Source organism: Massilia sp. GER05 (genome assembly GCF_052056005.1).
In the GTDB taxonomy this organism is placed as follows: domain Bacteria; phylum Pseudomonadota; class Gammaproteobacteria; order Burkholderiales; family Burkholderiaceae_D; genus Telluria; species Telluria orientalis.
In genome coordinates this window covers 5,567,426-5,588,648 of the sequence record NZ_CP178858.1, presented here as the reverse complement: position 1 = coordinate 5,588,648, position 21,223 = coordinate 5,567,426, and the positions used below count along the sequence as shown (strand labels likewise).

General features: G+C 68.5%; 18 protein-coding genes. 12 read left to right on the top strand and 6 right to left on the bottom strand.

The window, feature by feature from the left end; all coding sequences use genetic code 11:
- Positions 1 to 5: 5 nt before the first annotated feature.
- The gene (locus ACL58G_RS24680) at positions 6 to 2,645 is read right to left on the bottom strand and encodes a TonB-dependent receptor domain-containing protein (protein WP_440963500.1); all 2,640 of its coding nucleotides are present in this window, start codon (positions 2,643 to 2,645) and stop codon (positions 6 to 8) included.
- 156 nt (positions 2,646 to 2,801) lie between these two features.
- On the opposite strand from ACL58G_RS24680, the gene ACL58G_RS24675 reads away from it, so the two are divergent.
- Positions 2,802 to 3,836, top strand: coding sequence for a LacI family DNA-binding transcriptional regulator (locus tag ACL58G_RS24675; RefSeq protein WP_440963499.1), 1,035 nt, complete (start codon positions 2,802 to 2,804; stop codon positions 3,834 to 3,836).
- Here ACL58G_RS24675 and ACL58G_RS24670 read toward each other — a convergent pair.
- A complete protein-coding gene (locus ACL58G_RS24670; protein WP_440963498.1) occupies positions 3,806 to 5,335 on the bottom strand; it encodes an MFS transporter in 1,530 nt (509 codons plus the stop codon). The genes ACL58G_RS24675 and ACL58G_RS24670 overlap by 31 nt on opposite strands.
- A gap of 117 nt (positions 5,336 to 5,452) precedes the next feature.
- Here ACL58G_RS24670 and ACL58G_RS24665 point away from each other — a divergent pair, with 117 nt between their 5' ends.
- Together ACL58G_RS24665 and ACL58G_RS24660 are read left to right on the top strand one after the other, a co-directional pair.
- Positions 5,453 to 6,331: a LysR substrate-binding domain-containing protein gene (locus ACL58G_RS24665; protein WP_413387931.1), complete on the top strand. Its 879-nt coding sequence runs from the start codon at positions 5,453 to 5,455 to the stop codon at positions 6,329 to 6,331.
- On the top strand, positions 6,325 to 7,083 hold the full coding sequence (locus ACL58G_RS24660; RefSeq protein ID WP_440963497.1) for a sulfite exporter TauE/SafE family protein: 759 nt from the start codon (positions 6,325 to 6,327) through the stop codon (positions 7,081 to 7,083). The genes ACL58G_RS24665 and ACL58G_RS24660 overlap by 7 nt, the downstream gene beginning before the upstream one ends.
- A gap of 15 nt (positions 7,084 to 7,098) precedes the next feature.
- Here the strand turns inward: ACL58G_RS24660 and gloA2 are convergent, their stop codons facing one another.
- Together gloA2 and ACL58G_RS24650 are read right to left on the bottom strand one after the other, a co-directional pair.
- Entirely contained in the window at positions 7,099 to 7,482 is a 384-nt protein-coding gene (gloA2, locus tag ACL58G_RS24655; RefSeq protein ID WP_440963496.1) for an SMU1112c/YaeR family gloxylase I-like metalloprotein, read from the bottom strand.
- Positions 7,483 to 7,562: 80 nt separating this feature from the next.
- Positions 7,563 to 8,741 (bottom strand): MFS transporter, encoded by a 1,179-nt coding sequence (locus ACL58G_RS24650; RefSeq protein WP_440963495.1) that lies wholly within the window; start codon positions 8,739 to 8,741, stop codon positions 7,563 to 7,565.
- Positions 8,742 to 8,816: 75 nt separating this feature from the next.
- On the opposite strand from ACL58G_RS24650, the gene ACL58G_RS24645 reads away from it, so the two are divergent.
- Positions 8,817 to 9,710, top strand: a complete 894-nt coding sequence (locus ACL58G_RS24645; protein ID WP_440963494.1) for a LysR substrate-binding domain-containing protein — start codon at positions 8,817 to 8,819, stop codon at positions 9,708 to 9,710.
- On the opposite strand, the gene ACL58G_RS24640 is transcribed toward ACL58G_RS24645, so the two are convergent.
- Together ACL58G_RS24640 and ACL58G_RS24635 are read right to left on the bottom strand one after the other, a co-directional pair.
- Positions 9,707 to 10,144, bottom strand: a complete 438-nt coding sequence (locus ACL58G_RS24640; RefSeq protein WP_440963493.1) for a Rid family hydrolase — start codon at positions 10,142 to 10,144, stop codon at positions 9,707 to 9,709. The two genes, ACL58G_RS24645 and ACL58G_RS24640, sit on opposite strands and share 4 nt — an antisense overlap.
- 87 nt (positions 10,145 to 10,231) lie before the next feature.
- Positions 10,232 to 13,075, bottom strand: coding sequence for a ligand-binding sensor domain-containing diguanylate cyclase (locus tag ACL58G_RS24635; RefSeq protein WP_440963492.1), 2,844 nt, complete (start codon positions 13,073 to 13,075; stop codon positions 10,232 to 10,234).
- A 177-nt stretch (positions 13,076 to 13,252) separates the two neighbouring features.
- Here ACL58G_RS24635 and ACL58G_RS24630 point away from each other — a divergent pair, with 177 nt between their 5' ends.
- The 8 genes from ACL58G_RS24630 to ACL58G_RS24595 all read left to right on the top strand — a co-directional run bounded on the left by ACL58G_RS24630 (position 13,253) and on the right by ACL58G_RS24595 (position 21,173).
- Positions 13,253 to 13,591, top strand: coding sequence for a UxaA family hydrolase (locus ACL58G_RS24630; RefSeq protein WP_413387944.1), 339 nt, complete (start codon positions 13,253 to 13,255; stop codon positions 13,589 to 13,591).
- A complete protein-coding gene (locus ACL58G_RS24625; protein ID WP_413387946.1) occupies positions 13,588 to 14,817 on the top strand; it encodes a UxaA family hydrolase in 1,230 nt (409 codons plus the stop codon). Before ACL58G_RS24630 ends, ACL58G_RS24625 begins: the two co-directional genes overlap by 4 nt.
- 1 nt (position 14,818) lies before the next feature.
- A complete protein-coding gene (locus ACL58G_RS24620; RefSeq protein WP_440963491.1) occupies positions 14,819 to 15,805 on the top strand; it encodes an aldo/keto reductase in 987 nt (328 codons plus the stop codon).
- Between the two features lie 43 nt (positions 15,806 to 15,848).
- Positions 15,849 to 16,715 carry a fumarylacetoacetate hydrolase family protein gene (locus ACL58G_RS24615; RefSeq protein WP_440963490.1) on the top strand — a complete coding sequence of 289 codons (867 nt, stop codon included), beginning with the start codon at positions 15,849 to 15,851 and terminating at the stop codon, positions 16,713 to 16,715.
- A gap of 122 nt (positions 16,716 to 16,837) precedes the next feature.
- On the top strand, positions 16,838 to 18,136 hold the full coding sequence (gene fucP / locus ACL58G_RS24610; protein ID WP_440963489.1) for an L-fucose:H+ symporter permease: 1,299 nt from the start codon (positions 16,838 to 16,840) through the stop codon (positions 18,134 to 18,136).
- On the top strand, positions 18,129 to 18,893 hold the full coding sequence (locus ACL58G_RS24605; protein WP_413387952.1) for an SDR family NAD(P)-dependent oxidoreductase: 765 nt from the start codon (positions 18,129 to 18,131) through the stop codon (positions 18,891 to 18,893). Before fucP ends, ACL58G_RS24605 begins: the two co-directional genes overlap by 8 nt.
- A gap of 9 nt (positions 18,894 to 18,902) precedes the next feature.
- Complete coding sequence (lldD, locus tag ACL58G_RS24600; RefSeq protein WP_440963488.1) at positions 18,903 to 20,033, top strand: FMN-dependent L-lactate dehydrogenase LldD; 1,131 nt, start codon at positions 18,903 to 18,905, stop codon at positions 20,031 to 20,033.
- A gap of 129 nt (positions 20,034 to 20,162) precedes the next feature.
- Positions 20,163 to 21,173 carry a zinc-binding alcohol dehydrogenase family protein gene (locus ACL58G_RS24595; protein ID WP_413389098.1) on the top strand — a complete coding sequence of 337 codons (1,011 nt, stop codon included), beginning with the start codon at positions 20,163 to 20,165 and terminating at the stop codon, positions 21,171 to 21,173.
- Positions 21,174 to 21,223: the final 50 nt, after the last annotated feature.

Genomic DNA, 21,223 nt, shown 5'->3' with positions numbered 1-21,223 from the left:
TTTCCTTACCAGGCCTTGTCGACCGTGAGGGCCAGGACGCGCCCGAGGGCGCTTGCTTTCGACGGGTCGTAACCGTTGCCGTAATCGGCCGCGGGCGGCGCCTTGTCGAACAGGTTGCGGGCATTCAGGGACACGCGGATGCCGTCCAGCGCCGTGCCGCTCGCGAAGCTGTACGCAAGATCCATGTCCACCGTCGTATAGGCACCGACCGTCGGCATCAGGGTGGAGAGGTTGTTGCGATAGCTGTTCGTGTAATTGGCGGCCAGTTGCGCCGACATGCCGCCGACCTTCCACGCACCGCTGATGCGGCCGGAATTCCTGGCCGGGTAAGCGATCACATTGTTACGGTCGAGGAAGACCCTGGCGTTCGGCGCTTCGTCGTACTTGAGGTAGTGAGTCAGATTGCCGCGCAGGGTGAACGTGATCCCGGCGTCGAGGCGCCATACGTTGCTCAGCGCGAGGTCCAGGCCATCGACCTTCACCGCGGCGGTATTGGTGCGGCGCGCATCCATGATTGCGGCATTGGTGTAGTTGATCGTGCCGGGCGTCGTGAACGGGGAGCTCTCGACGAGATTCTTCAGGGCGGCGTAATTGGGCGCGCCGGGGTAGGCGACATATTTCGCATACGTCACGGGATCGAGCAGGTAGTTCCCCTGCAATCCGAAGCCGTCGACGATCTGGTTGTCGTACGAGATATCGAAATACGTCAGGCCGGCCTTCAGGCCCCGCATCGAGGACGGGGAATAGTCGATCCCGAGCGACTTGGTCCGCGCTTTTTCCGGCCGCAGGCCGGGATTGCCGCCGCCCAGCGTCACGGTCGGCACGAGTCCGCGTCCCGGCACCGTTTGCTGGCCGATATAGACGCCGGACCCGGACGCGTTCGGATTCGATTCGGACAGCCACGGCGCACGGAACGACGTGCCGTACGACGCATGTACGAGCACGTCGTCGACGGGTTTCCAGTTCACGCCCACTTTCGGATTGGTGGTCGTGCCGACGTCGCTGTACTTTTCCCAGCGGCCGGCAAGCGACAGGTCGAGTTGGGCGACCAGGGGCAGCCGGTTGCCGGCCCCGAACACGGGCACGAGCACCTCGCCGTAGACCGCCTTGATCGTGCGCGCTATGTCACTGGCCAGAACCACGGGCGTCGTGCTGGTGCGGCTGTTGGCGTTGTTCGAGAAATAGGCGTCGGACGCTTCCCTGCGCACTTCCGCGCCGACGGCCGCACGTACCTCGCCGCCCGGCAGCGCGAACAGCGGTCCGTCGATGCCCGCGACGAGCGTGTTCAGGTGCGTATTGCCGCGAATGATCGATTGACCCGTCGCCAGTTGCTGCACGAGCGCGCGCGGGATCGCCTGCGGCCCGCCGAACACGTTCAACGCGGTGGCCGGATCGGAACTCGCCATGGCCTGGGCGAGGGCGTAATTGCTCAGGGCCGCGCGGTTTTCTTCCCTGTCGCCGCCCATCCCGGTGGAGGCCGACACCTTGTAATGGTAGTTGCCGAGATCGCCGTCGATACCGGTCTGGAATTGCATGACCTTGCTCGTCACCTTCGCGAAGTCCGGGCCCAGCAGGTCGCTGAACGAATAGCTGGCCAGCAGGGGCGTGGCGCTGGCGGCGGCGTCGGCGGGATAGAACGCGTTGGTCTTCGGGACCGTGTAGTTCGTGATCGTGTACAGCGCCCGGGCCGATGCCGAGCGGCGGGAATAATAGAATGCCTGGGCATACACCTTCATCGAGTCGGTCAGCTTCCGTTCCGCGTAACCGAAGACGCTGCCGCGATCGGTTTCGGGAATCAGCGTGGTGTAGGGCGTGGTCTCGCAACGATTCGCGGGACCGCTCTGAAGGTTCGCCAGGAGCAGCCCCTGGCCATTGCCATCGCGCAGCGGATAGGTCGTGCCGCCGTAGGAAAGCGTCCCGGGCGCACAGGTGCTCGGGCGCGCGTCGGCGCCGCCGAGACGGCGCCGGTCGCTCCCGATGAACGACCGGCCGCTGTTCTGCATGCCGGTGTTGTGCGCAACGTCGAACGACACGAAGACCGAGCCGTCGCCCCACGCCTTGCCGGCGATCGCCCCGGCCTGGGCGTCATGGTAACCGTCCGCATGGCCCGCGCGGATCATCGTTTCCAGCCCCTGGAAGCGCTTGCGGGGGATCAGGTTGATCACGCCCGCCACCGCGTCCGAGCCGTACACCGCGGACGCGCCGTCCGCGATGACTTCGATCCGTTGCAAGGTCAGGGGCGGCAGGAACGACGGATCGACGATATTGCCCATCGTGCCCGCGGCAGGGACGCGCTGGCCGTCCAGCAGCGTCAGGGTGGCCTGGGGGCCGATGCCGCGCAGGTTCGGGGCAGTGGCGCGCGTGATGTTCGCCGCCGCGGCGGCACCGAGCGAACCCTCGGCGTTGAAGCCCATCGACGTGACCTGCGGAATCTCCTTCAGCAGGTCGGCCGTGGTCATCGCACCCGACTTCTTGATGTCGTCGATGCCGACCTGGATCAGGCTCGAGCCGACCGGCGCCACGCCCCGGATGCGGCTGCCCGTCACGACGACCTTGTTCGGATCCTGGTCCTGCGCATTGACAGCCGATACCGACGACGCAACCAGCACGGCCAGCGACGATGCCTGGAACGACAACTTTTTCATCACCATGTCTCCTTGTATTGTTTTATTGCGAACTGGGAAAGCGCTTTCCATTGCTTATACAAGTATATCTATTATTTTTTATAAGTATACTTTTTTGATGAGGCGGTTCGATGGGCGCAAATGCGCTAGACTCCTGCTGGCACGCCCGAGGAACGCATGAACGATCAATCCGACAATCGCCCGAGAAAGCGCCGCCCGACCGGCGGTGTTTCCACGCTGGAGCTCGTGGCGGCGGAGGCGGGCGTGTCGATGGCGTCCGCGTCGCGCGCCTTCAGCAATCCGGGACGCGTGAGCCTGCAGACGGCGCAGCGTGTCAAGGAGGCGGCGACGCGCCTCGGTTATTACCCGAACCTGATCGCCGGCGGCCTGGCGTCGCAGAAAAGCCGGATCATCGGGCTGCTCGTGCCGACGATCGAGCAATCCATTTTTTCGGCCACGATCCAGGCCCTCACGGACCAGCTGGCGGCGGAAGGCTTCCACGTGATGATCGGCCAGACCGGCCTGCACGACGAACACCTGGCGGACCTGGTCGGGTCGATGGTCGGACATCGGCCATCCGGCGTGATCGTGACCGGTGTGATCGAGTCGGCCGAACTGCGCGAGGTTTTGTCGAAGAGTCATATTCCGATCATCGAAACCTGGGACTTGCCGGCGGACCCGATCGACATGGCGGTCGGGTTTTCGCACGAGGCGGTCGGTCGCGAGATTGGCCGCTTCCTGATCGAATCCGGCTATCGCAGGCCGTTCGTCGCCACGGCAACCGGGATCAGAGCGTCGGCCCGGCACCGGGGACTGGCGGCCTGTTTTCTCGAATCGGGGCGGCAGGCGCCGCCGTTCGGGTGCTACGAACCGCCGACCAGCGTGACGCAAGGACGCGCGGCGCTCGCGCACGTGCTCGCGTCGGAACGGGACACGGATGTCATCGTGTGTTCCTCGGACTGGATGGCCCTCGGCGTCATCGTCGAAGCGCGGCAGCGCAAGCTCCGGGTGCCCCAGGATGTCGCCGTGATCGGGTTCGGCAACTCGAGCATCGTGGGCGAACTCGAACCCGCGCTGACGACGATCGGGATCGATGGGAGCGCGATCGCCAGGGAGGCCGTCTCGCTGTTATTGAACAAGGCGAGGGGGGAAACGTCCGCGGCGCCTGTCGTGGACGTGGGTTATTCGCTGCTTCGGCGCGGCAGCGGCTGAGATTGCGACCGGGCCCTGTCGTGCATGCAGCCATGCACGATGGCAGCGCCCCCCGCCGCCGCGATGCCGGCCGCCAGGAAGCCATGCGCAAACCCGGCTTCGACACTGCGCCGCAGCAGCCCGGCCAGCCCGGCCGGCAGGGCGCCGGTGTCGCCCGCGATCACCCGCTCGACCAGGTGCGGCGCGATCGTCGCGCCGGCTTGCGCCACGCCGGCCAGCAGGGCCGCGCGCGTGCCGCTCGCCAGCACGGCGCCGATGCCGGCAAAGCCCAGCAGGATGCCGCAGAAGCGTGACGTCGTACTGATGCCGGAGGCCATGCCCGCCCGCTCCGGCGGGACGGTGCCCATGATCGCCTTCTGCGTCTCGCCGTTCAGCAGGCCCCCGCCCGCGCCGAGGATCGCCATGCCGATGCCGTCCAGCAGCCGGTTGCCCGGCAGGTGCGCCGCCCACACCATGACGAGGTTCCCGGCCGCGACGACCATCAGGCCGAGCGCGAGGATCCGGTAGCCCGGCATGAACGCGGCCAGGCGCCGTCCGGCCATCGGCAGCAGCAGCATCGCGAGGGCGAAGGGCAGCATGCCGACGCCCGCTTCCAGCGCCGTGGCGCCGCGCGCGTTCTGCAAATAGAGCGGCAGCAGGGAGGCCATCACCTGGGCGCAGGACGCGTAGGCCAGCATGGCCGCGACGGCGCCGACGAAGCGCCGCTGCGCGAACAGGGACAGGTCGAGCATCGGTGCGCGGACCCGGCGCTCGGTGGCGAGGAACAGCGCGAACAGGGCCAGCGCGGCCGCGGCGCGTGCCAGCACGGCCACGCTGGCCCAGCCCTCGGCGGGGCCCGAGATCAGGGTCCACGTGAAGGCGAACATGGCCGCCGCGAACAGGACGATGCCCGGCACGTCGAGCGTCCGCTGCGCCGCGCCGCGCGACTCCGGCACGTGGCGCAGGACGGCGAGCGCCAGCCCGGCACACACGGGCAGGTTGACGAAAAATGCCCAGCGCCAGCCGAGCCAGCGGCTGATGACGCCGCCGATCAGCGGCGCACACACCATCGTCAGGCCCATGATCGTGCCCCAGAAGGCCCACACGCGGGCGCGCTCCCGCTCGTCATGGAACGCATGGCCGATCACGGCCAGCGACGGCGCGAGCAGAAAGGCCGCGCCGACGCCCTGCGCGGCGCGGGCGAGGTACAGTGCCCGTGCTCCGGGAGCGGCGCCGCACGCGAGGGAGGCCGCGGCGAAGATGGCGAGGCCCAGCAAGAGCACGCGCTTGCGCCCGGCCCGGTCGGCGATGGCGCCCGCGGGCAGGAGGAGGGCCGCGAAGCACAGCAGGTAGGCGCTCACGACCCATTCGATGTCGGCGAACGTCGCGGCCAGCTCGCGCGCGATGGTCGGCAGGACGATCCCGACCACGTTGGTGTCGAGCACCGTGACGGCGCAGCCGAGCGAGGCCGTCAGCAGCAGGGGTGTCGACGAGGGGCGTGGCGGGGAGTCGGCAGGCATCGCGGGGGCTCCTGAGTTCGAATGAAAGCTGCATTACACCCCAGCCGGGAATTTCATTCATTAACGGGAAAACGTGAAATAATTCGTTCCTATCGAATACTCAATGCCTGGAGACGGATGGAGCTGCGACATTTCCGCTATTTCGTGGCGGTGGCCGAAGAACTGCATTTCGCGCGCGCCGCCGAACGGCTGGGCATTGCCCCGTCCACGCTGACCGTGCAGATCCAGGAGATCGAGCGGACGCTCCAGGCGCGGCTGCTGCAGCGGACCAAGCGCAGCGTGGGCCTGACCGCGGCCGGCGAGCTGTTTCTCGAACAGGCGCGCGCCAGCCTGCTGCGGTTCGACCAGGCCGTCGGCGTCGGCCGCCGCGCCGGCCGCGGTGAGCTCGGCCGGATCGTGATCGGCTACGTGGGCTCCGCCGCGCTGGCCGGCATCCTGCAGCGGCAGATGCGGCGTTTCCGTGCCGAGTGGCCCGATGTCCAGCTGCAGGCGAACGAACAGCCGATGGGGCGGCTGCCGGGCCTCGTCGCGGAGGGCCATGTCGATCTCGGCTTCGTGCGCCTGCCGATGGCGCTCCCGGACGAATTGCGCGTGCACGTCCTGCAGCGCAACCGCTTCTGCATCGCGCTGCCGGCCAGCCACCGCCTGGCCGGCGCCGCAGCGGTCGACGCGCAGGGGCTGGAGGACGACGATTTCGTCGTGCCCGAACAGGACCTCGGTACGCGCGAAGTCGGGCGGCGCGGGCGCTTCGCGCCGCGCATCGTCTCGGCGCCGGGCAATCTGCTGACGGTGTTGACCGAGGTATCGTTGCGCAAGGGCGTCGCGGTCGTCCCCGACGTGGTGGCCACGACGCTGGCGCTGCCGGACGTGGTCTACAAGCCGCTGGCCGGAGACCCCGTCACCTCGGAACTGGCCGCCGTCTTCCGCCGCAGCGAAGGGGCGCCCGCCGTGAAGAACCTGATCCGGCAGCTGGTGGCGGAGGGGGCAGCATGCTGATCGCCGACCCCTTGTTCTATGCCGTCGCCGTGCCGGCCGTCCTGTTGACCGGCATCTCGAAAGGGGGCTTCGGGGGCGTGCTGGGCGGCGTGGGCGTGCCGCTGATGGCACTGGCGATCTCGCCCGTCCAGGCGGCCGCGATCCTGCTGCCCGTGCTGTGCCTGATGGATCTCGTCGGCCTGGGCGCCTATTTCGGCAAGTGGGACATGCCGACGCTGCGCATCATGCTGCCCGGCGCCCTGCTCGGGATCGTCGCCGGCTTCCTCACGTTCGGCATGCTGGGCGAGGACGTCATCCGCATCCTGATCGGGAGCATCGCGGTGGCCTTCACCGTCAACAACGTGCTGGGCCTGGCGGCGCACCAGCGCCAGGCCGGCCCCTCGTTGGCGAAAGGCACCTTCTGGTCCGCGGTCTCGGGCCTGACCAGCTTCCTCGCCCATGCCGGCGGACCGCCGGCCATGGTCTACCTGCTGCCGCAGCGGATGGACAAGGTGCGCTACGTCGCCACCATCAGCGTGTTCTTCGCGGCCGTCAATGCGGTCAAGCTCGTGCCGTACGCGTGGCTGGGCCAGCTGTCGCTCGACAACCTCGGCACGAGCTTCGTGCTGGCGCCGCTCGTGCCGCTGGGCGTGAAGCTGGGCATCTGGCTGCAGGGCCGGATCAACCTCGTGTGGTTCTACCGGATTTCGCAGGCCTGCCTGCTCGTGACCGGGCTGCAGCTGGTCTGGCAGGGTGGGGCGCATTACCTGTAACTGCGCGGACCGGGATCAGGTCTCGTAAAGCTCCAGCGGCAAGCCGTCCGGGTCGGCGAAGAAGGTAAAGCGCCTGCCCGTGTATTCGTCCGTGCGTACCGGTTCCACGGCGACGCCGTGCGCTTCGAGATGCTGCTTGCACGCCTGCAGGTCGTCGACCGCGAACGCGAGGTGCCGCAGGCCGCACGCTTCCGGATACGACGGGCGTGCGGGCGCGTTCGGGAACGAGAACAACTCGACCTGCGAGCCGTCCGGCAGCGCCAGGTCCAGCTTCCAGGAGTCGCGTTGTGCGCGGTAGTTTTCGGCGACGATGCGCAAGCCCAGCACCTCGGTGTAGAAGTGCCGGGATCGTGGGTAGTCCGCACAGATGATCGCGGCGTGGTGGATGCGGGTGAACATGACGGTAGCGGTCCAGGGCGACGGTTCGCTATCGTAACAGCCCGGCGCCATCTACCCGACCGTGGCAGGGGAGCGGATCGTCACGCCGGCGCCAGCGCCTGCCCGACCGGTTCCAGCCGGCGCAGGCGCAGCGCGATCAGCAGGGCGGCGCCCAGCAGCACGCCCAGCAGCGCCACGACGCCGCCCCAGCCGCCGTGTTCCCACAGCACGCCGCACAGCCAGCCGACCAGGCTGGAGCCGAGATAATAGAAGCACAGGTACAGCGCGGACGCGAGCGCCTGCTGCGTGCGGGCGCGCCGGCCCACCCAGCTGCTGGCGATCGAGTGCGACGCGAAGAAACCGAACGTGAACACCGCCATGCCGGCCACGATGACGCCGACGTTGTGGGCCATGGTCAGCAGCAGGCCCGCCAGCATCGTGCCCATCACGGTCCATAGCACGTGGCGCCGGCCCAGGCGGTCGGCGCGGCGGCCGGCCCAGACCGAACTGAAGATGCCCAGCAAATACAGCAGCGAGATGCCGCCGACCACGCTCTGGCGCAGCCCGAACGGCGCGCCCAGCAGGCGGAAGCCGATCACGTTGTACGCGCTCACGAAGCAGCCCATCAGCAGGAACGACAGGGCGAACAGCCAGGGCAGGCCGGCGTCGCCGAAGTGGCCGCGCAGGCCGTGCAGCAGCGCCGGCACGCCGCCGGACGACGGCCGGAAGTTGCGCGACGCCGGCAGGCTGCGCCAGAATTCCCACGCGGCCAGCAGGCCCGCGACGCCCATCACGGCGAACGCGGCGCGCCACGACACGAAGTCGGACAGCACGGCCGCCAGCACCCGCCCGACCATGCCGCCGAACGCATTCCCGCCGATGTACAGGCCCATCGACACGCCGAGCGCCGCCGGTTCGATCTCTTCGCTGAGGTAAGCCATCGCGACGGCCGGCATGCCGCCCAGCGCGAAGCCGAGAAGCGTGCGCGCCGCCAGCAGCTGCGGATACGTACGCGCGCCCGCGGCCAGCACCGTCATCAGCGCGGCCACGACGAGCGCCACGACCATCATGGTCTTGCGGCCCAGGCGGTCGGACAGGACGGACGAGAACAGCAGCGACACCGCCAGCGCGCCCGTCGAGAGCGACAGCGACAGGCTGCTCTGCGCGGGCGTGAGCCCGAAATCCTGCGCCAGCAGGGGCATCAGCGGCTGCACGCAATACAGCAGGGCGAAGCAGGAAAAGCCGCCGAAGAACAGGGCGCGGTTGGTGCGATTGGTCATGGGGCCATCGTAGGATTGCGGGATACGACTGTCCAATATATATTTGTGGCGTTACTTATCGTTTGAAAATATAAGATGGAACTCAGGCACCTGCGTTACTTCGTGGCTGTGGCGGAGGAGCTGAGCTTTACGCGCGCCGCCGAGCGGCTGCACATCGGCCAGCCGCCGTTGAGCCAGCAGATCCAGGCGCTGGAACACGAGATCGGCGCCCGGCTGTTCGAGCGCAACCGGCGGCGCGTGCTGCTGACGGAAGCGGGGCGGCTGTTCCTCGCGGACGCGCGGCGCATGCTGGCGCTGTCCGAACAGGCCAAGGAAACGGCGCGCCGCGCGCACCTGGGGGAAGCGGGCGAGCTGCGCGTCGGGTTCACGTTTTCCACGCCGTTCACGCCGTTGTTCGCCCGCGTCGTGCGGCGCTACCGCCAGCAGTATCCGGGCGTGCGGCTGACGTTCCTCGAGATTCCCACGCAGCCGCAGCTCGCGCAGATCGAGGCGCGCGAACTGGACGTGGGCTTCGTGCGGCCCGGCCCCATGCCGTTGCCGCGCACGGTCGCGCTGACGATGCTGCGCCGGGATCCGCTGCTGCTCGTGCTGCCGGCCGACGCACCGCTGGCGCGGAAAAAGACGATAGCGGTGAAGGACCTGGCCGACCAGGCGTTCGTCGTCTTCCCCGAAAAGACGGGCACCGGCATCTACCACCAGATCTTCGACCTGTGCCGCGCCGCCGGGTTCACGCCGCACATCGCGATGGAGGCGGGCGAGCCGTCGACGATCATCGGCCTCGTCGCCGCCGGCTGCGGCATTTCGGTGCTGCCCAGCTCATTCGAAGGCATCCACATGGACGGTGTCGTCTACCGGCCGCTCGCCGATCCGGACGCCACCACGGCGATGCTGCTCGCGCGCCATGCCGAAGGCGGCGGCCCGCTCGTCGATGCGTTCGTGGCGCTGGCCCAGGCCGCGGCCGACGCCTAATCGGGCAGCACGGCGCGGAACGTGATCTCCACCAACTGGGCGGGAAAGGCGAGGCGCGACACCCCGATCAGGTTGCTGGCGAGCTGCGGCTGGTCGGCGCCGTACGCTTCCTTCCTGACCTTGGCCGCCGCCGGGAAGGCCGCGTCCACGTCGAGCACGTACAAGGTCTCTTCCACGACGTCGTCGAGGGTGGCGCCGAATTCGGCCAGCAGCTCGACCGCGTTGCGGTAGGTCTGGCGGATCTGCGCTTCCATCGCGTCGTAGTTCGCCGGCTTGCCGGCCGCGTCCAGGTCGGCCGGCGCGACCAGGTTGCCCTGCCGGTCGTGGCTGAGTTGTCCGGACAGGTAGACCGTGTCCTTCACCTGGATGCCCTGGACGTAGCCGAACAGGCCTTCCCAGGCGACGCCAAAATTCACGACTTTCTTGTTGATCATGTGCCCTCCGATGTGTTGTAGGCTTGGCAGCCTACCGGGCGCACGAGACGGCCGCCACTGGCCAATGGATAGGGCGGCCGCGGCCGATCAATCCGCGTAGCTGATGCGGTCGCGGCCCGCGTGTTTCGACCGGTACAGCGCCGCGTCGGCACGGCCGAGCAGGGCGACCGGATCGTGCGGGGTGCCGGGCGTAAAGGCGACGACGCCGAAGCTGGCGGTGACGGCCAGCGTGTTGCCTTCGCCGATGTCGACGGGTTCGCCGCGCACGACGGCGCGCAGGGCGTCGATGCGGGACGCGTCGGCCGGCAGGTTCAGGCCGGGCAGGACCACGACGAATTCCTCGCCGCCGTAGCGGCCCACCGCGTCGTAGGGCCGCACGGCCGCGCGCAGGCGGCGCGCCGTTTCGACCAGCACCGCGTCGCCCGCCAGGTGGCCGTGCGTATCGTTGACGCGCTTGAAGTAATCGAGGTCCAGCAGCACGAGCGCGAAGCTTTCGCCCGAGCGCGCGCATTGTTCGATTTCGCGCGCGACGATGTCCATCATCGCGACCCGGTTCCAGCACTGGGTCAGCCCGTCCTTCAGCGCGCGCAGGCGCATTTCCTCGCGTGACTGTTCCAGCTCGTGCGTGCGCGCGCGCACCAGCGCCGTCAGCTTCCCTTCGCGCGCCCGGTGCGCGCGCAGGCGCAGGCGGTGGAACGCGACGAATGCGCCCGCGACGCCGAGGGCGCACAGCACGTAGAACCGGACGCTGCGCCACCATGGCGGTGCGATCGTGAACGCCAGTTCCACCGGCGCCGACTGCTCGCCGGTGGCGCTGTCGACGGCGGCGACCTGGAAGCGGTACCGGCCGCCCGGCAGCGCCGCGTAACGCACTTCCGGCTGCACCGTGTCGTTCCACGCGTCGTCGACGCCGAGCAGGCGGAAACGATAGTGCCAGCCCCGGCCCTGGTCGAACTGCAGGTGGGCCAGGCGGAACACGATCTGGTCCGCCCGCCACGGCATCGGCGCGTCGCCCACCGGCAGCGGACCGTTGCCGCGCAGCGCCTCTTCGATCACGGGCGGGCGCAGCGCCGACGCGAACAGGCGTTCCGGATGAAGCACATGCGACAGGCCGTTGCTGGTGATGAGCCAGATCGAACCGTCCCGGTCTTCGTACGTGCCGCGGCCGTTCGAATCGTTCCACGCCAGGCCCTGCGTCTGGTCCAGCGTGCGCCAGTGCCTGCCGTTCCATACCGCGAAGCCCACGTCCAGCGCGACCCAGAGCCAGCCGCGGCTGTCTTCGCGGGCGTTCAGGATGAACCGGTCGCGCAACACCGGCGCATCGATCCGCGTCGCGCGGCCGCCGGGCCGCAGCCGCCACAGGCCGTCGTGCGTGGTCGCGATCAGGTTGCCGTCGCGCGCGCACGCCAGGCTGAGGATTTCGGCACCGCCCAGCGCCGCGTCGTACGACCGGGTCTCCCAGGCCCGTCCGTCGAAACGCCTGACGTCGCTCATCCCGGCAAACCACAGATGGCCGCGCCCGTCGGTACAGCCGTCGGCCACCGCATCCGTGACCGGTTCGTTGCCGCCGGCGGGGAGCGGCGCCGTCGCGGGGAAGACGTGCATGCCCGCTTCCGTGGCCATCCAGACGCGGCCGCCGTCCGCCAGCACCTGGTTGATCTGCGGCCACTGCGCGACCAGCGCGGTCCTGCCGTCCTCCTGCGTGCGCCGCAGCAGCGCGCCGCCGTAGGTGCCCGCCCACAGGTGGCCGTCCGCGTCGAGCGCCATACTGCCCCATTCCTGTGTCGCGTACGCGGGCTGGGCGGGGTCGGTGCGGAAGCGGCGTTCGCCGGGCACCTGCCAGGCATGCCCGGAGCGCGTTCCGACGTGCAGGATGCCGCGAGGGTCGCGCAGCACCGAGATCACGACGTCGTTGGGCAGGCCCTGCGACGTGGTCCAGTTTTCGAGGTTCCCGTAGCCGAGTAGTTGCACGAGGCCGCGGCCCAGCGTGCCCAGCCAGATGCCGTGTTCGCGGTCCTGCAGGATCGCGGTGACGCCGCCGCCGACGTCCAGTCCGTTCTGGCGGCCGAACAGCTGCCACCGGCCGTCCTGCCAGCGCAGCAGCCCGTCGTCGGCGTTCGTCAGCACCCGGCCATCCGCGTCCAGGCGCATCTCCGTGAGGAGCTGGCGCTTGCGGATCTCGGACGGCGTCCGCTCCTGGAAGCGCGCGGCGCCCGCCGGCAGCACGAAGACGTGCGTCGCGCTGCGCACCCAGAGCGTGCCCGCGCCATCACGCAGGATGCCGCTCCAGGCATCCGCGGGCAATCCGTCCTTGCCGTCCCGGACGGTCACGCGGCCGCGCTCGACGCTGCACAGGGCCGTGCCGCAACCCATCCACAGGGCGCCGTCCGCGTCGGCGTGGATGCTCAGGATCGTTGCCAGCCCGGGGTAGGCGCGGATCTGATCGGGCGTGAAGTAGGCGCGGACGTCGCCGCCGTCGCCGCGTGGCGTAATCTCCACAAGCCGGTCGCGCGCCACCACCAGCACGCGGCCGTCCGCCGTCGCGGCGACGGGCTGGCCCGGCCAGACCTCGATCGGCTTGCCGTCGAACCGGACGGAACGGAAGCGCCTGCCGTCGAACCGGTATAGATTCTCGTATGTCCCGGCCCACATGCCCGTCGCGCGGCCGTCGACCAGCGCCGTCACGATCTTGTCGGGAAAGCCCTGCGCCGGACCGTAGCGGCGGAAGCCGGTGCCATTGAATCGGAACAGGCCGTTCTGCGTGCCGATCCATACATAGCCGGCGGCATCCTGGGACGCCACCGTGACGGACAGGTTGCCGAGGCCCTCGGCCTGGCCGTAGGCCTTCAGCGGCAGGTGTTGTGCCGGCGCGCGCGCGCACAGGAACGCGAGCGCCAGGGCCGCAAGACGAAGGAGCAGCTTGGGATGCATGACGGGACGATGACTGACTTGAAGGCTTGGAATTGCGTAAGAGTAACATTTATTGTGCGTGAGTACTTACGTTTGCCGATTCCTTTTGTGCTGCAGCGCAGCAGAGCAAATAGTCGTATGTTTTCAATTTATAGAATACAATTATGCTGTTACTTAAGTCAGCCGCAAAGGATCGTCATGTCCAGCACCACCCCAGCGCAGGCGGGCAGCCTGCTGCTCATGTCGCGCGAGGATAACTGCCTCATCGCGCGCGTCGACCTCAAGGCCGGCGCCACGGTCGTCATCGACGGCCGCGAGGTTGCGCTACCCGGCGACGTCCGCCTCGGCCACAAGGTCGCGCGGCGCGACCTGGCGCCGGGCGACAAGGTGCTGCGCTACGGCGCCATCATCGGCACGGCCACGGTGCCCGTCGCCATCGGCGCGCACATCCACACGCACAACCTGGAAAGCGACTACATCCCGACCTTCACGCTCGACCAGGACGGCCACCATTTCATCGGAAGCAAAGCACCATGACCACCTCCACCGACATCACCCTGGCCGCCCTGTCCGGTTATCCGCGCGCGGACGGGCGCAAGGGCATCCGCAACGTCGTCGTCGTCGCCTATCTCGTGGAGTGCGCGCACCACGTCGCGCGCCTGATCGTGAATGCGTTCCCCGGCCAGCCCGTGCACCTGATCGGCTTCCCGGGCTGCTATCCGAACGAATACGCCGACACGATCATGCGCCGCGTGCTGACGCACCCGAACGTGGGCGCGGCGCTGCTCGTGTCGCTCGGCTGCGAGAGCTTCGACAAGAACGGTGTCGCGCAAGCCGTCGCCGACAGCGGCCGGCCCGTCCACACGGTGACGATCCAGGACGTCGGCGGCACGCGCTCCGGCGTGAAGAGCGGCGTCGAATGGGTGCAGTGGGCCGTCGAGGACCTGGCGCGCCAGGAGCGCGTGCCGATGCGCCTCGACGAACTGGTCGTCGCGACGATCTGCGGCGGTTCCGACAGCACGAGCGGCATCACGGCCAATCCGGCCGTCGGCGCGGCGTTCGACCGGCTGATTGCCGCGGGCAGCGCGTGCGTGTTCGAGGAGACCGGTGAACTGGTCGGCTGCGAATTCCACATGAAGCGCCGCGCCGTCACGCCGGAACTGGGCGACGAGATCGTCAAGACGGTCGAGAAGGCGTCGCGCTACTACACGATCATGGGCCACGGCAGCTTCGCGCCGGGCAATGCGGACGGCGGCCTGACGACGCTGGAAGAAAAATCGCTGGGCGCATACGCGAAAAGCGGCGCGTCGCCGATCAGCGGCATCATCAAGCCGGGCGACCAGCCGCCCACGGGCGGCCTGTACCTGCTGGACGTGGTGCCGGACGGCGAACCGCGCTTCGGCTTCCCGAATATCTCGGACAACGCCGAGATCGTGGAACTGATCGCGTGCGGCGCGCACGTCACGCTGTTCACGACGGGCCGCGGGTCCGTGGTCGGCTCGGCCATTTCTCCCGTCATCAAGGTGTGCGCGAACCCGGCGACCTACGAGCGCCTGGCGGACGACATGGACGTCAACGCGGGCCGCATCCTCACGGGCCATGCGACCATCGAGGAAGTCGGCGACGAAATCGTCGACCTCGTCGCCCGCGTGGCGAACGGCGAGTGCACGAAGTCGGAAGACCTGGGCCACCAGGAATTCATCCTCACGTACAAGCAGTTCGAGCCGATCGGGCCGCGCTGCCTGCCCTTGAAGGTAGCCTGACATGAAGCGGCCCGACATGGACGTCACCAAACTGGGCTTGGGCTGCGCGCAACTGGGCGGCCTGTACGACCCGATGGCGGAAGCGGACGCGTACGCGCTCGTCGACGCCGCCTGGGAACTGGGCATCCGCTATTTCGACACGGCGCCGTACTACGGTTTTACGCTGTCCGAGCACCGCCTGGGCGCGGCGCTGCGATCGCGGCCGCGCGGCGACTACACGATCAGCACGAAGGTCGGCCGCCTGATGTGGCCCGATCCGAACGTGCAGCCGGGCGAATGCGGGTGGGCGGCGCCGTTGCCGTTCCGGCCGCATTACGACTACACGCACGACGGCATCATGCGCTCGCACGAGGACAGCCTGCAGCGCCTCGGCCTGGACCGCGTGGACATGCTGTACGTGCACGACATCGGCCGCGTCACCCACGGCGAACGCCATGCGCACTACTGGAAGCAGCTGACCGAGGGCGGCGGCTTCCGCGCGCTGGCGCAGTTGCGCGACGAGGGCGCGATCAAGGGCTTCGGCCTCGGCGTCAACGAGTGGGAGGTGATCGCCGATGCCATGGACATGTGCGCGCTCGACTGCGTGCTGCTGGCCGGGCGCTACACCCTGCTGGAGCAGGCGTCGCTCGCCCCGCTGATGGACCGCTGCGCGCGGCAAGGCACGCGCGTCGTGATCGGCGGGCCGTTCAACTCCGGCATCCTGGCGGGCACGAACAAATTCAATTACGAGGACGCCCCGGCGGCAGTCGTCGAGCGCGTGCGCGCCATCGCCGCCGTCTGCCGCGACTTCGACGTGCCGCTGCAGGCCGCCGCGCTGCAATTCCCGATGGCCCATCCGGCCGTCGTGTCGTGCATCCCCGGCGCCCAGAACATCGACCAGCTGCGCCGCAACGCGCACTGGTTTTCCCAGCCGCTGCCGGCCGGCCTGTGGACCGCGCTGAAGGACGCCGGCCTGCTGGACCCGGCCGCGCCAGTGCCGTCGGCTTGATCTCCGGCCTGATTTTTCAATATCACCGTAACAAAGGAATACCATGAAACTGCTGCGATATGGCCCGAAGGGCGCCGAGAAACCTGGCCTGATGGACGCCGACGGCGTGATCCGCGACCTGTCCGGCGTGCTGCCCGACCTGACCTCGGCCCAGCTGGCCGCCGGCGCGATCGCCCGCCTGTCGGACCTCGACCCGAGCCGTCTGCCCGTCGTCGAACAGCCGGTCCGCTACGCGCCGGTCGTCGCCGACATCGGCAAGCTGATTTGCGTGGGCCTGAACTATTCGGACCACGCGGCCGAATCGGGCATGGCCGTGCCGGCGGAACCCGTGCTGTTCACGAAGGCGACCAGTTCGATCATCGGCTGCAACGACCCCGTCGTGCTGCCGCGCGGTTCCGTCAAGAGCGACTGGGAAGTGGAACTGGGCGTCGTCATCGGCAAGCGCGCGCGCTACGTCGACGAAGCGAATGCGCTCGACTACGTGGCCGGCTACTGCGTCGTGAACGACCTGTCCGAGCGCGAATACCAGCTGGAGCGGGGCGGCCAGTGGGACAAGGGCAAGGGCTGCGACACGTTCGGCCCCGTCGGCCCATGGCTCGTGACGACCGACGAAGTGCCCGATCCGCAGAACCTGGACATGTGGCTGGAAGTGAACGGCAAGCGCTACCAGACGGGCAATACCCGCACGATGGTGTTCACCGTCGCGCACCTGGTGAGCTACATCAGCCGTTTCATGACCCTGCAGCCGGGCGACGTGATCAGCACCGGCACCCCGCCGGGCGTGGGTCTCGGCCAGAAGCCGGATCCGGTCTACCTGGAACCGGGCGACCGCATGCGACTCGGCATCGAAGGCCTGGGCGAGCAGACGCAGACCGTCCACGCGTGGAACGAGGCGCTGATCGACGGCTGATCCGCAGTTTGTTGGCAGTGCACGTGGGCACGGGGTGCCCACGCTACAAGATACGGTAGGGTGGGCACCACGTGCCCACGCATGACGTACGCGATATGTTGGCTGACGGAGACTTTGCAGACATGACGGACCCCTCGACGCGGCAGTACCGGTTTTCCCTCGTGATGATCACCACACTGTTTTTCATGTGGGGGTTCGTCCATAATCTCGACCCGATCCTGATCCCGCACCTGCGGCGGTCGTTCAGCCTGACCGTGCTGGAGTCGGCGCTGGTGGATTCGGCCGTGTTCATCGCCTATTTCGTGATGGCGCTGCCGGCGGGCCTCCTGATCCGCCGCGCGGGCTACAAGGCGGCGATCATCTGCGGCCTGCTGCTGTTCGCCACGGGTTCGCTGATGTTCATCCCGGCCGCGAACACGCAGCAATACATCGTGTTCCTGGCCGCGCTGTTCACCATCGCGTGCGGCCTCACGATCCTGGAGACGGCCGCCAATCCGTACGTGACCCTGCTGGGCCGGCCGGACCGCGCGGCCCAGCGCATCAACCTGGCGCAGTCGTTCAACGGTCTCGCCGCCACGCTGGCGCCGATCATCGGCGCGCGCCTGATCCTCGTGCACGGCGCCGACGACGCGCAGCTCGCCGCGATGCCGGAAGCGGCGCGCCAGGCGGCGCTGGCGGCGGAAGCGGCCAGCGTGAAGGGGCCGTACATGATGCTGGGGCTCGTCATCCTCGCCATCGCCGTCGTGTTCTGGTTCCTGAAGCTGCCGGAAGTCGGCGGCCGCTCGGAGAATGCGCCGGCCAAGAGCTCGCTCGGCGAGGCGCTGGCCGTGCCGTCGATCCGCCGCGGCGCGATCGCCCAGTTCTTCTACGTGGGCGCGCAGGTGTGCGTGTTCAGCTTCTTCATCCTGTACGCGACCCGGTCGGCGGGCGTGTCGCCCGTGACGGCGGCGGACTACCTCGGGTGGGGCTGCGGCATGGCGTTCATGGTCGGCCGCTTCGTCGGCACGGGCCTGATGCGCGTCGTGGCGCCGGCGCGGCTGCTGTGGATGTACGCGCTGGCGTGCACGGTGCTCGCGGCGGTGGCAATGGTGGCGACCGGCGTCGCCAGCCTTGCCGCGGTGATCGGCATCGCGTTCTTCATGTCGATCATGTTCCCCACCATTTTCTCGCTGGGCCTGCAGGGCGCCGGCCACCACGCCGACATGGGCAGTGGCCTGATCATCATGGCCATCGTCGGCGGCGCGCTGCTGCCGCTGCTGTTCGGCTTCGTCAGCGACGTCACGCACAACGTGCAGTACGGCTATGCGGTGCCGCTGCTGTGCTTCGTCGTCATCGCCTGGTTCGCGCGCGCCTCGCTGCGGCAGGCCAGCCGCGAGTCCCGCGCCACGCCATCTTCCATGGGAGTCACGAAACGTGTTTGAATTGAACGACAAGAAAGCCGTCATCACGGGCGGCGGCAGTGGCATCGGCAAGGCGATCGCCCAGCTGTTCGCGCGCCAGGGGGCGCATGTCCACGTGGTCGACCTGAGCGACGCCGCCAGCCTGCAGGCGGTGCGCGAAATCCGCGAGGAGGCCGGCCGCGTCACCTCGCACGCCTGCGACGTGTCGCGCCAGGCCGACGTGGAAGCGCTGATGGCCGCGATCGGCCCGTTCGACATCCTCGTCAACAACGCCGGCATCGCCCACATCGGCAAGGCCGACACGACGAGCGAAGAGGACTTCGACCGCGTCATGAGCGTCAACGTCAAGGGCGTCTACAACTGCCTGCACGCGGCGATCCCGCAGCTGCGCGCGAACGGCGGCGGCGTCATCGTCAACATGGCGTCGGTGGCGGGCTCGGTGGGCATCAAGGAGCGCTTCGCGTATTCCACGGCGAAGGGCGCCGTGATGGCGATGACCCTGTCGGTCGCGAAAGACTACCTGCAGGACGGGATCCGCTGCAATTCGATCTCGCCGGGCCGCGTGCACACCCCGTTCGTGGACGGTTTCCTGGCGCGGAATTATCCGGGCCGGGAGGCGGAGATGTTCGAGCAGCTGTCGAAGACGCAGCCCATCGGCCGCATGGGCAGGCCGGACGAAGTGGCCGCGCTCGCGCTATACTTGTGCAGCAACGAAGCTGCCTTCATCACGGGAACCGATTATCCGATCGACGGCGGCTTCATCACCCTGAACACGTAAAGCCGCCTGATGATCATCTCTTCCGCCACCGACTATCGCGAGGCGGCGCGCCGCCGGTTGCCGCCGTTCCTGTTCCATTACCTCGACGGCGGCTCCGGCACCGAGTCGACGTTGCGCCACAACGTGGACGACCTGCAGGCCGTGAGCCTGCGCCAGCGCGTGCTGAAGGGTTCCGAAACCCTCGATTTGTCGACCGAGTGGTTCGGCGTGAAGCGCGGCCTGCCGCTGGCGCTGGCGCCGATCGGCCTCGCGGGCATGTACGCGCGCCGCGGCGAGGTGCAGGCGGCGCGGGTGGCGGCGGAACGCAACATCCCGTTCATCCAGTCCACCGTCTCCGTGTGCCCGCTGGCCGAGGTGGCGGCGCAATCGTCGCAGCCGCTGTGGTGCCAGCTGTACGTACTGAAGGACCGCGGCTTCATGCGCGACTACCTGCGCCGCGCGCGCGAGCTGAACATCGACACGCTCGTGTTCACCGTCGACATGCCGGTGCCGGGCGCGCGCTACCGCGACGCCCATTCCGGCATGAGCGGGCGCCACGGCCCGCTGCGCCGCATGCTGCAGGCGATGCTGCATCCGCGCTGGGCGTTCGACGTCGGGCTGTTCGGCCGGCCGCACGACCTGGGCAACATCTCCGCGTACCGCGGCCACGCGACGGGCCTCGCGGACTACATCGGCTGGCTCGCCGCCAACTTCGATCCGGGCATCAGCTGGAGCGACCTGCAGTGGATCCGCGACGAGTGGCAGGGGCCCATGGTCATCAAGGGCATCCTCGACGCCGGCGACGCGCGCGACGCGAAGACGTTCGGCGCGGACGGCATCGTCGTGTCGAACCACGGCGGGCGCCAGCTGGACGGCGCGCTGTCCACGGCGAAGGCGCTGCCGTCCATCGCGGCGGCGGTGAAGGGCGACCTGACGATCTTCGCCGACTCCGGCGTCCGCACGGGCCTGGACGTCGTCCGCCTGCTGGCGCTGGGCGCGGACGGTGTCCTGATCGGCCGCGCGTTCATCTACGCGCTCGCGACGGGCGGCGCGGCCGGCGTGCGCAACCTGCTCGCGATCCTCGAAAAAGACATCCGCACCAGCATGGTCCTGACGGGCGTGCAATCCGTGCGCGACATCGGGCCGGACTGCCTGGCCTGACCTTCTGCGCCGGCGCGGCCGCGCCGGCTATTCAATTTCATACGCGGGAATGGCGGTTTTCGATTGCTTTACGACTATAAATGTTTTAAATTTATAGAATACAAAACGAAAGGCAACGACATGAGTCAGATGAAGTGCGTGGTATGCGAATCCCCCGGCGACCTGCAGCTGGGTTTCAAGCCGGTGCCGGAGGCCGGTCCGGGCGAGGTGCTGCTGCGCGTACGCCGCATCGGCGTGTGCGGTACGGACATGCACATCTTCCGCGGCACGCAGCCGTTCCTCGCGTATCCGCGCGTGATGGGACATGAACTGTCCGGCGAAGTGGCCACGGCGCCCGCCGGCTCCGGCCTCGCGCCGGGCGACGAGGTGCTCGTGATGCCGTACCTGTCGTGCGGCGACTGCGTCGCCTGCCGCAAGGGCAAGACGAACTGCTGCACGCGGATCCAGGTGCTGGGCGTGCACCGCGACGGCGGGTTGGCCGAATACCTTGCGGTCCCGGCGCAGTTCGTCCTCAAGACGGAAGGCATTTCGCTCGACGATGCCGCGATGGTGGAATTCCTCGCCATCGGCCTGCACGCGGTACGCCGTGGCGCCGTCGCGGCGGGGCAGCGCGTGCTGGTCGTCGGGGCGGGGCCGATCGGCGTGGCCGTCGCGCTGTTCGCGGCGCTGAACGGCGCGCAGGTCACGGTGCTGGACGCGCGCGACGACCGCCTCGGCTTCTGCCGCGACGTGCTGAAGGTCGCGCACACGGTGACGGCGGGCGAGGGCGACGTCGAGGCACTCCGCGCGATCACGGGCGGCGACTTCTTCGACGCCGTGTTCGACGCCACCGGCAACATCAAGGCGATGGAGCGGGGCCTGGAGTTCGTCGCGCACGGCGGCACGTACGTGCTCGTGTCGATCGTGCTGGATCGGATCTCGTTCGCCGATCCGGAATTCCACAAGCGCGAGACGACCCTGCTCGGCAGCCGCAACGCGACCGTGGACGATTTCCGCGAGGTGCTCGCGGCGATGAAGGCGGGCCTGGTGCCGACGCGGGCGATGAACACGCACCGCGCCACGCTGGACGAGTTCATCGACACGCTGCCGCGCTGGATGGACCCGGCCAGCGGCGTGATCAAGGCCATCGTCGAGGTTTGAACGATGTCGCTTCCCAGCGCGGCAGCGAGTTCCGGTAGAATGGGGGATTG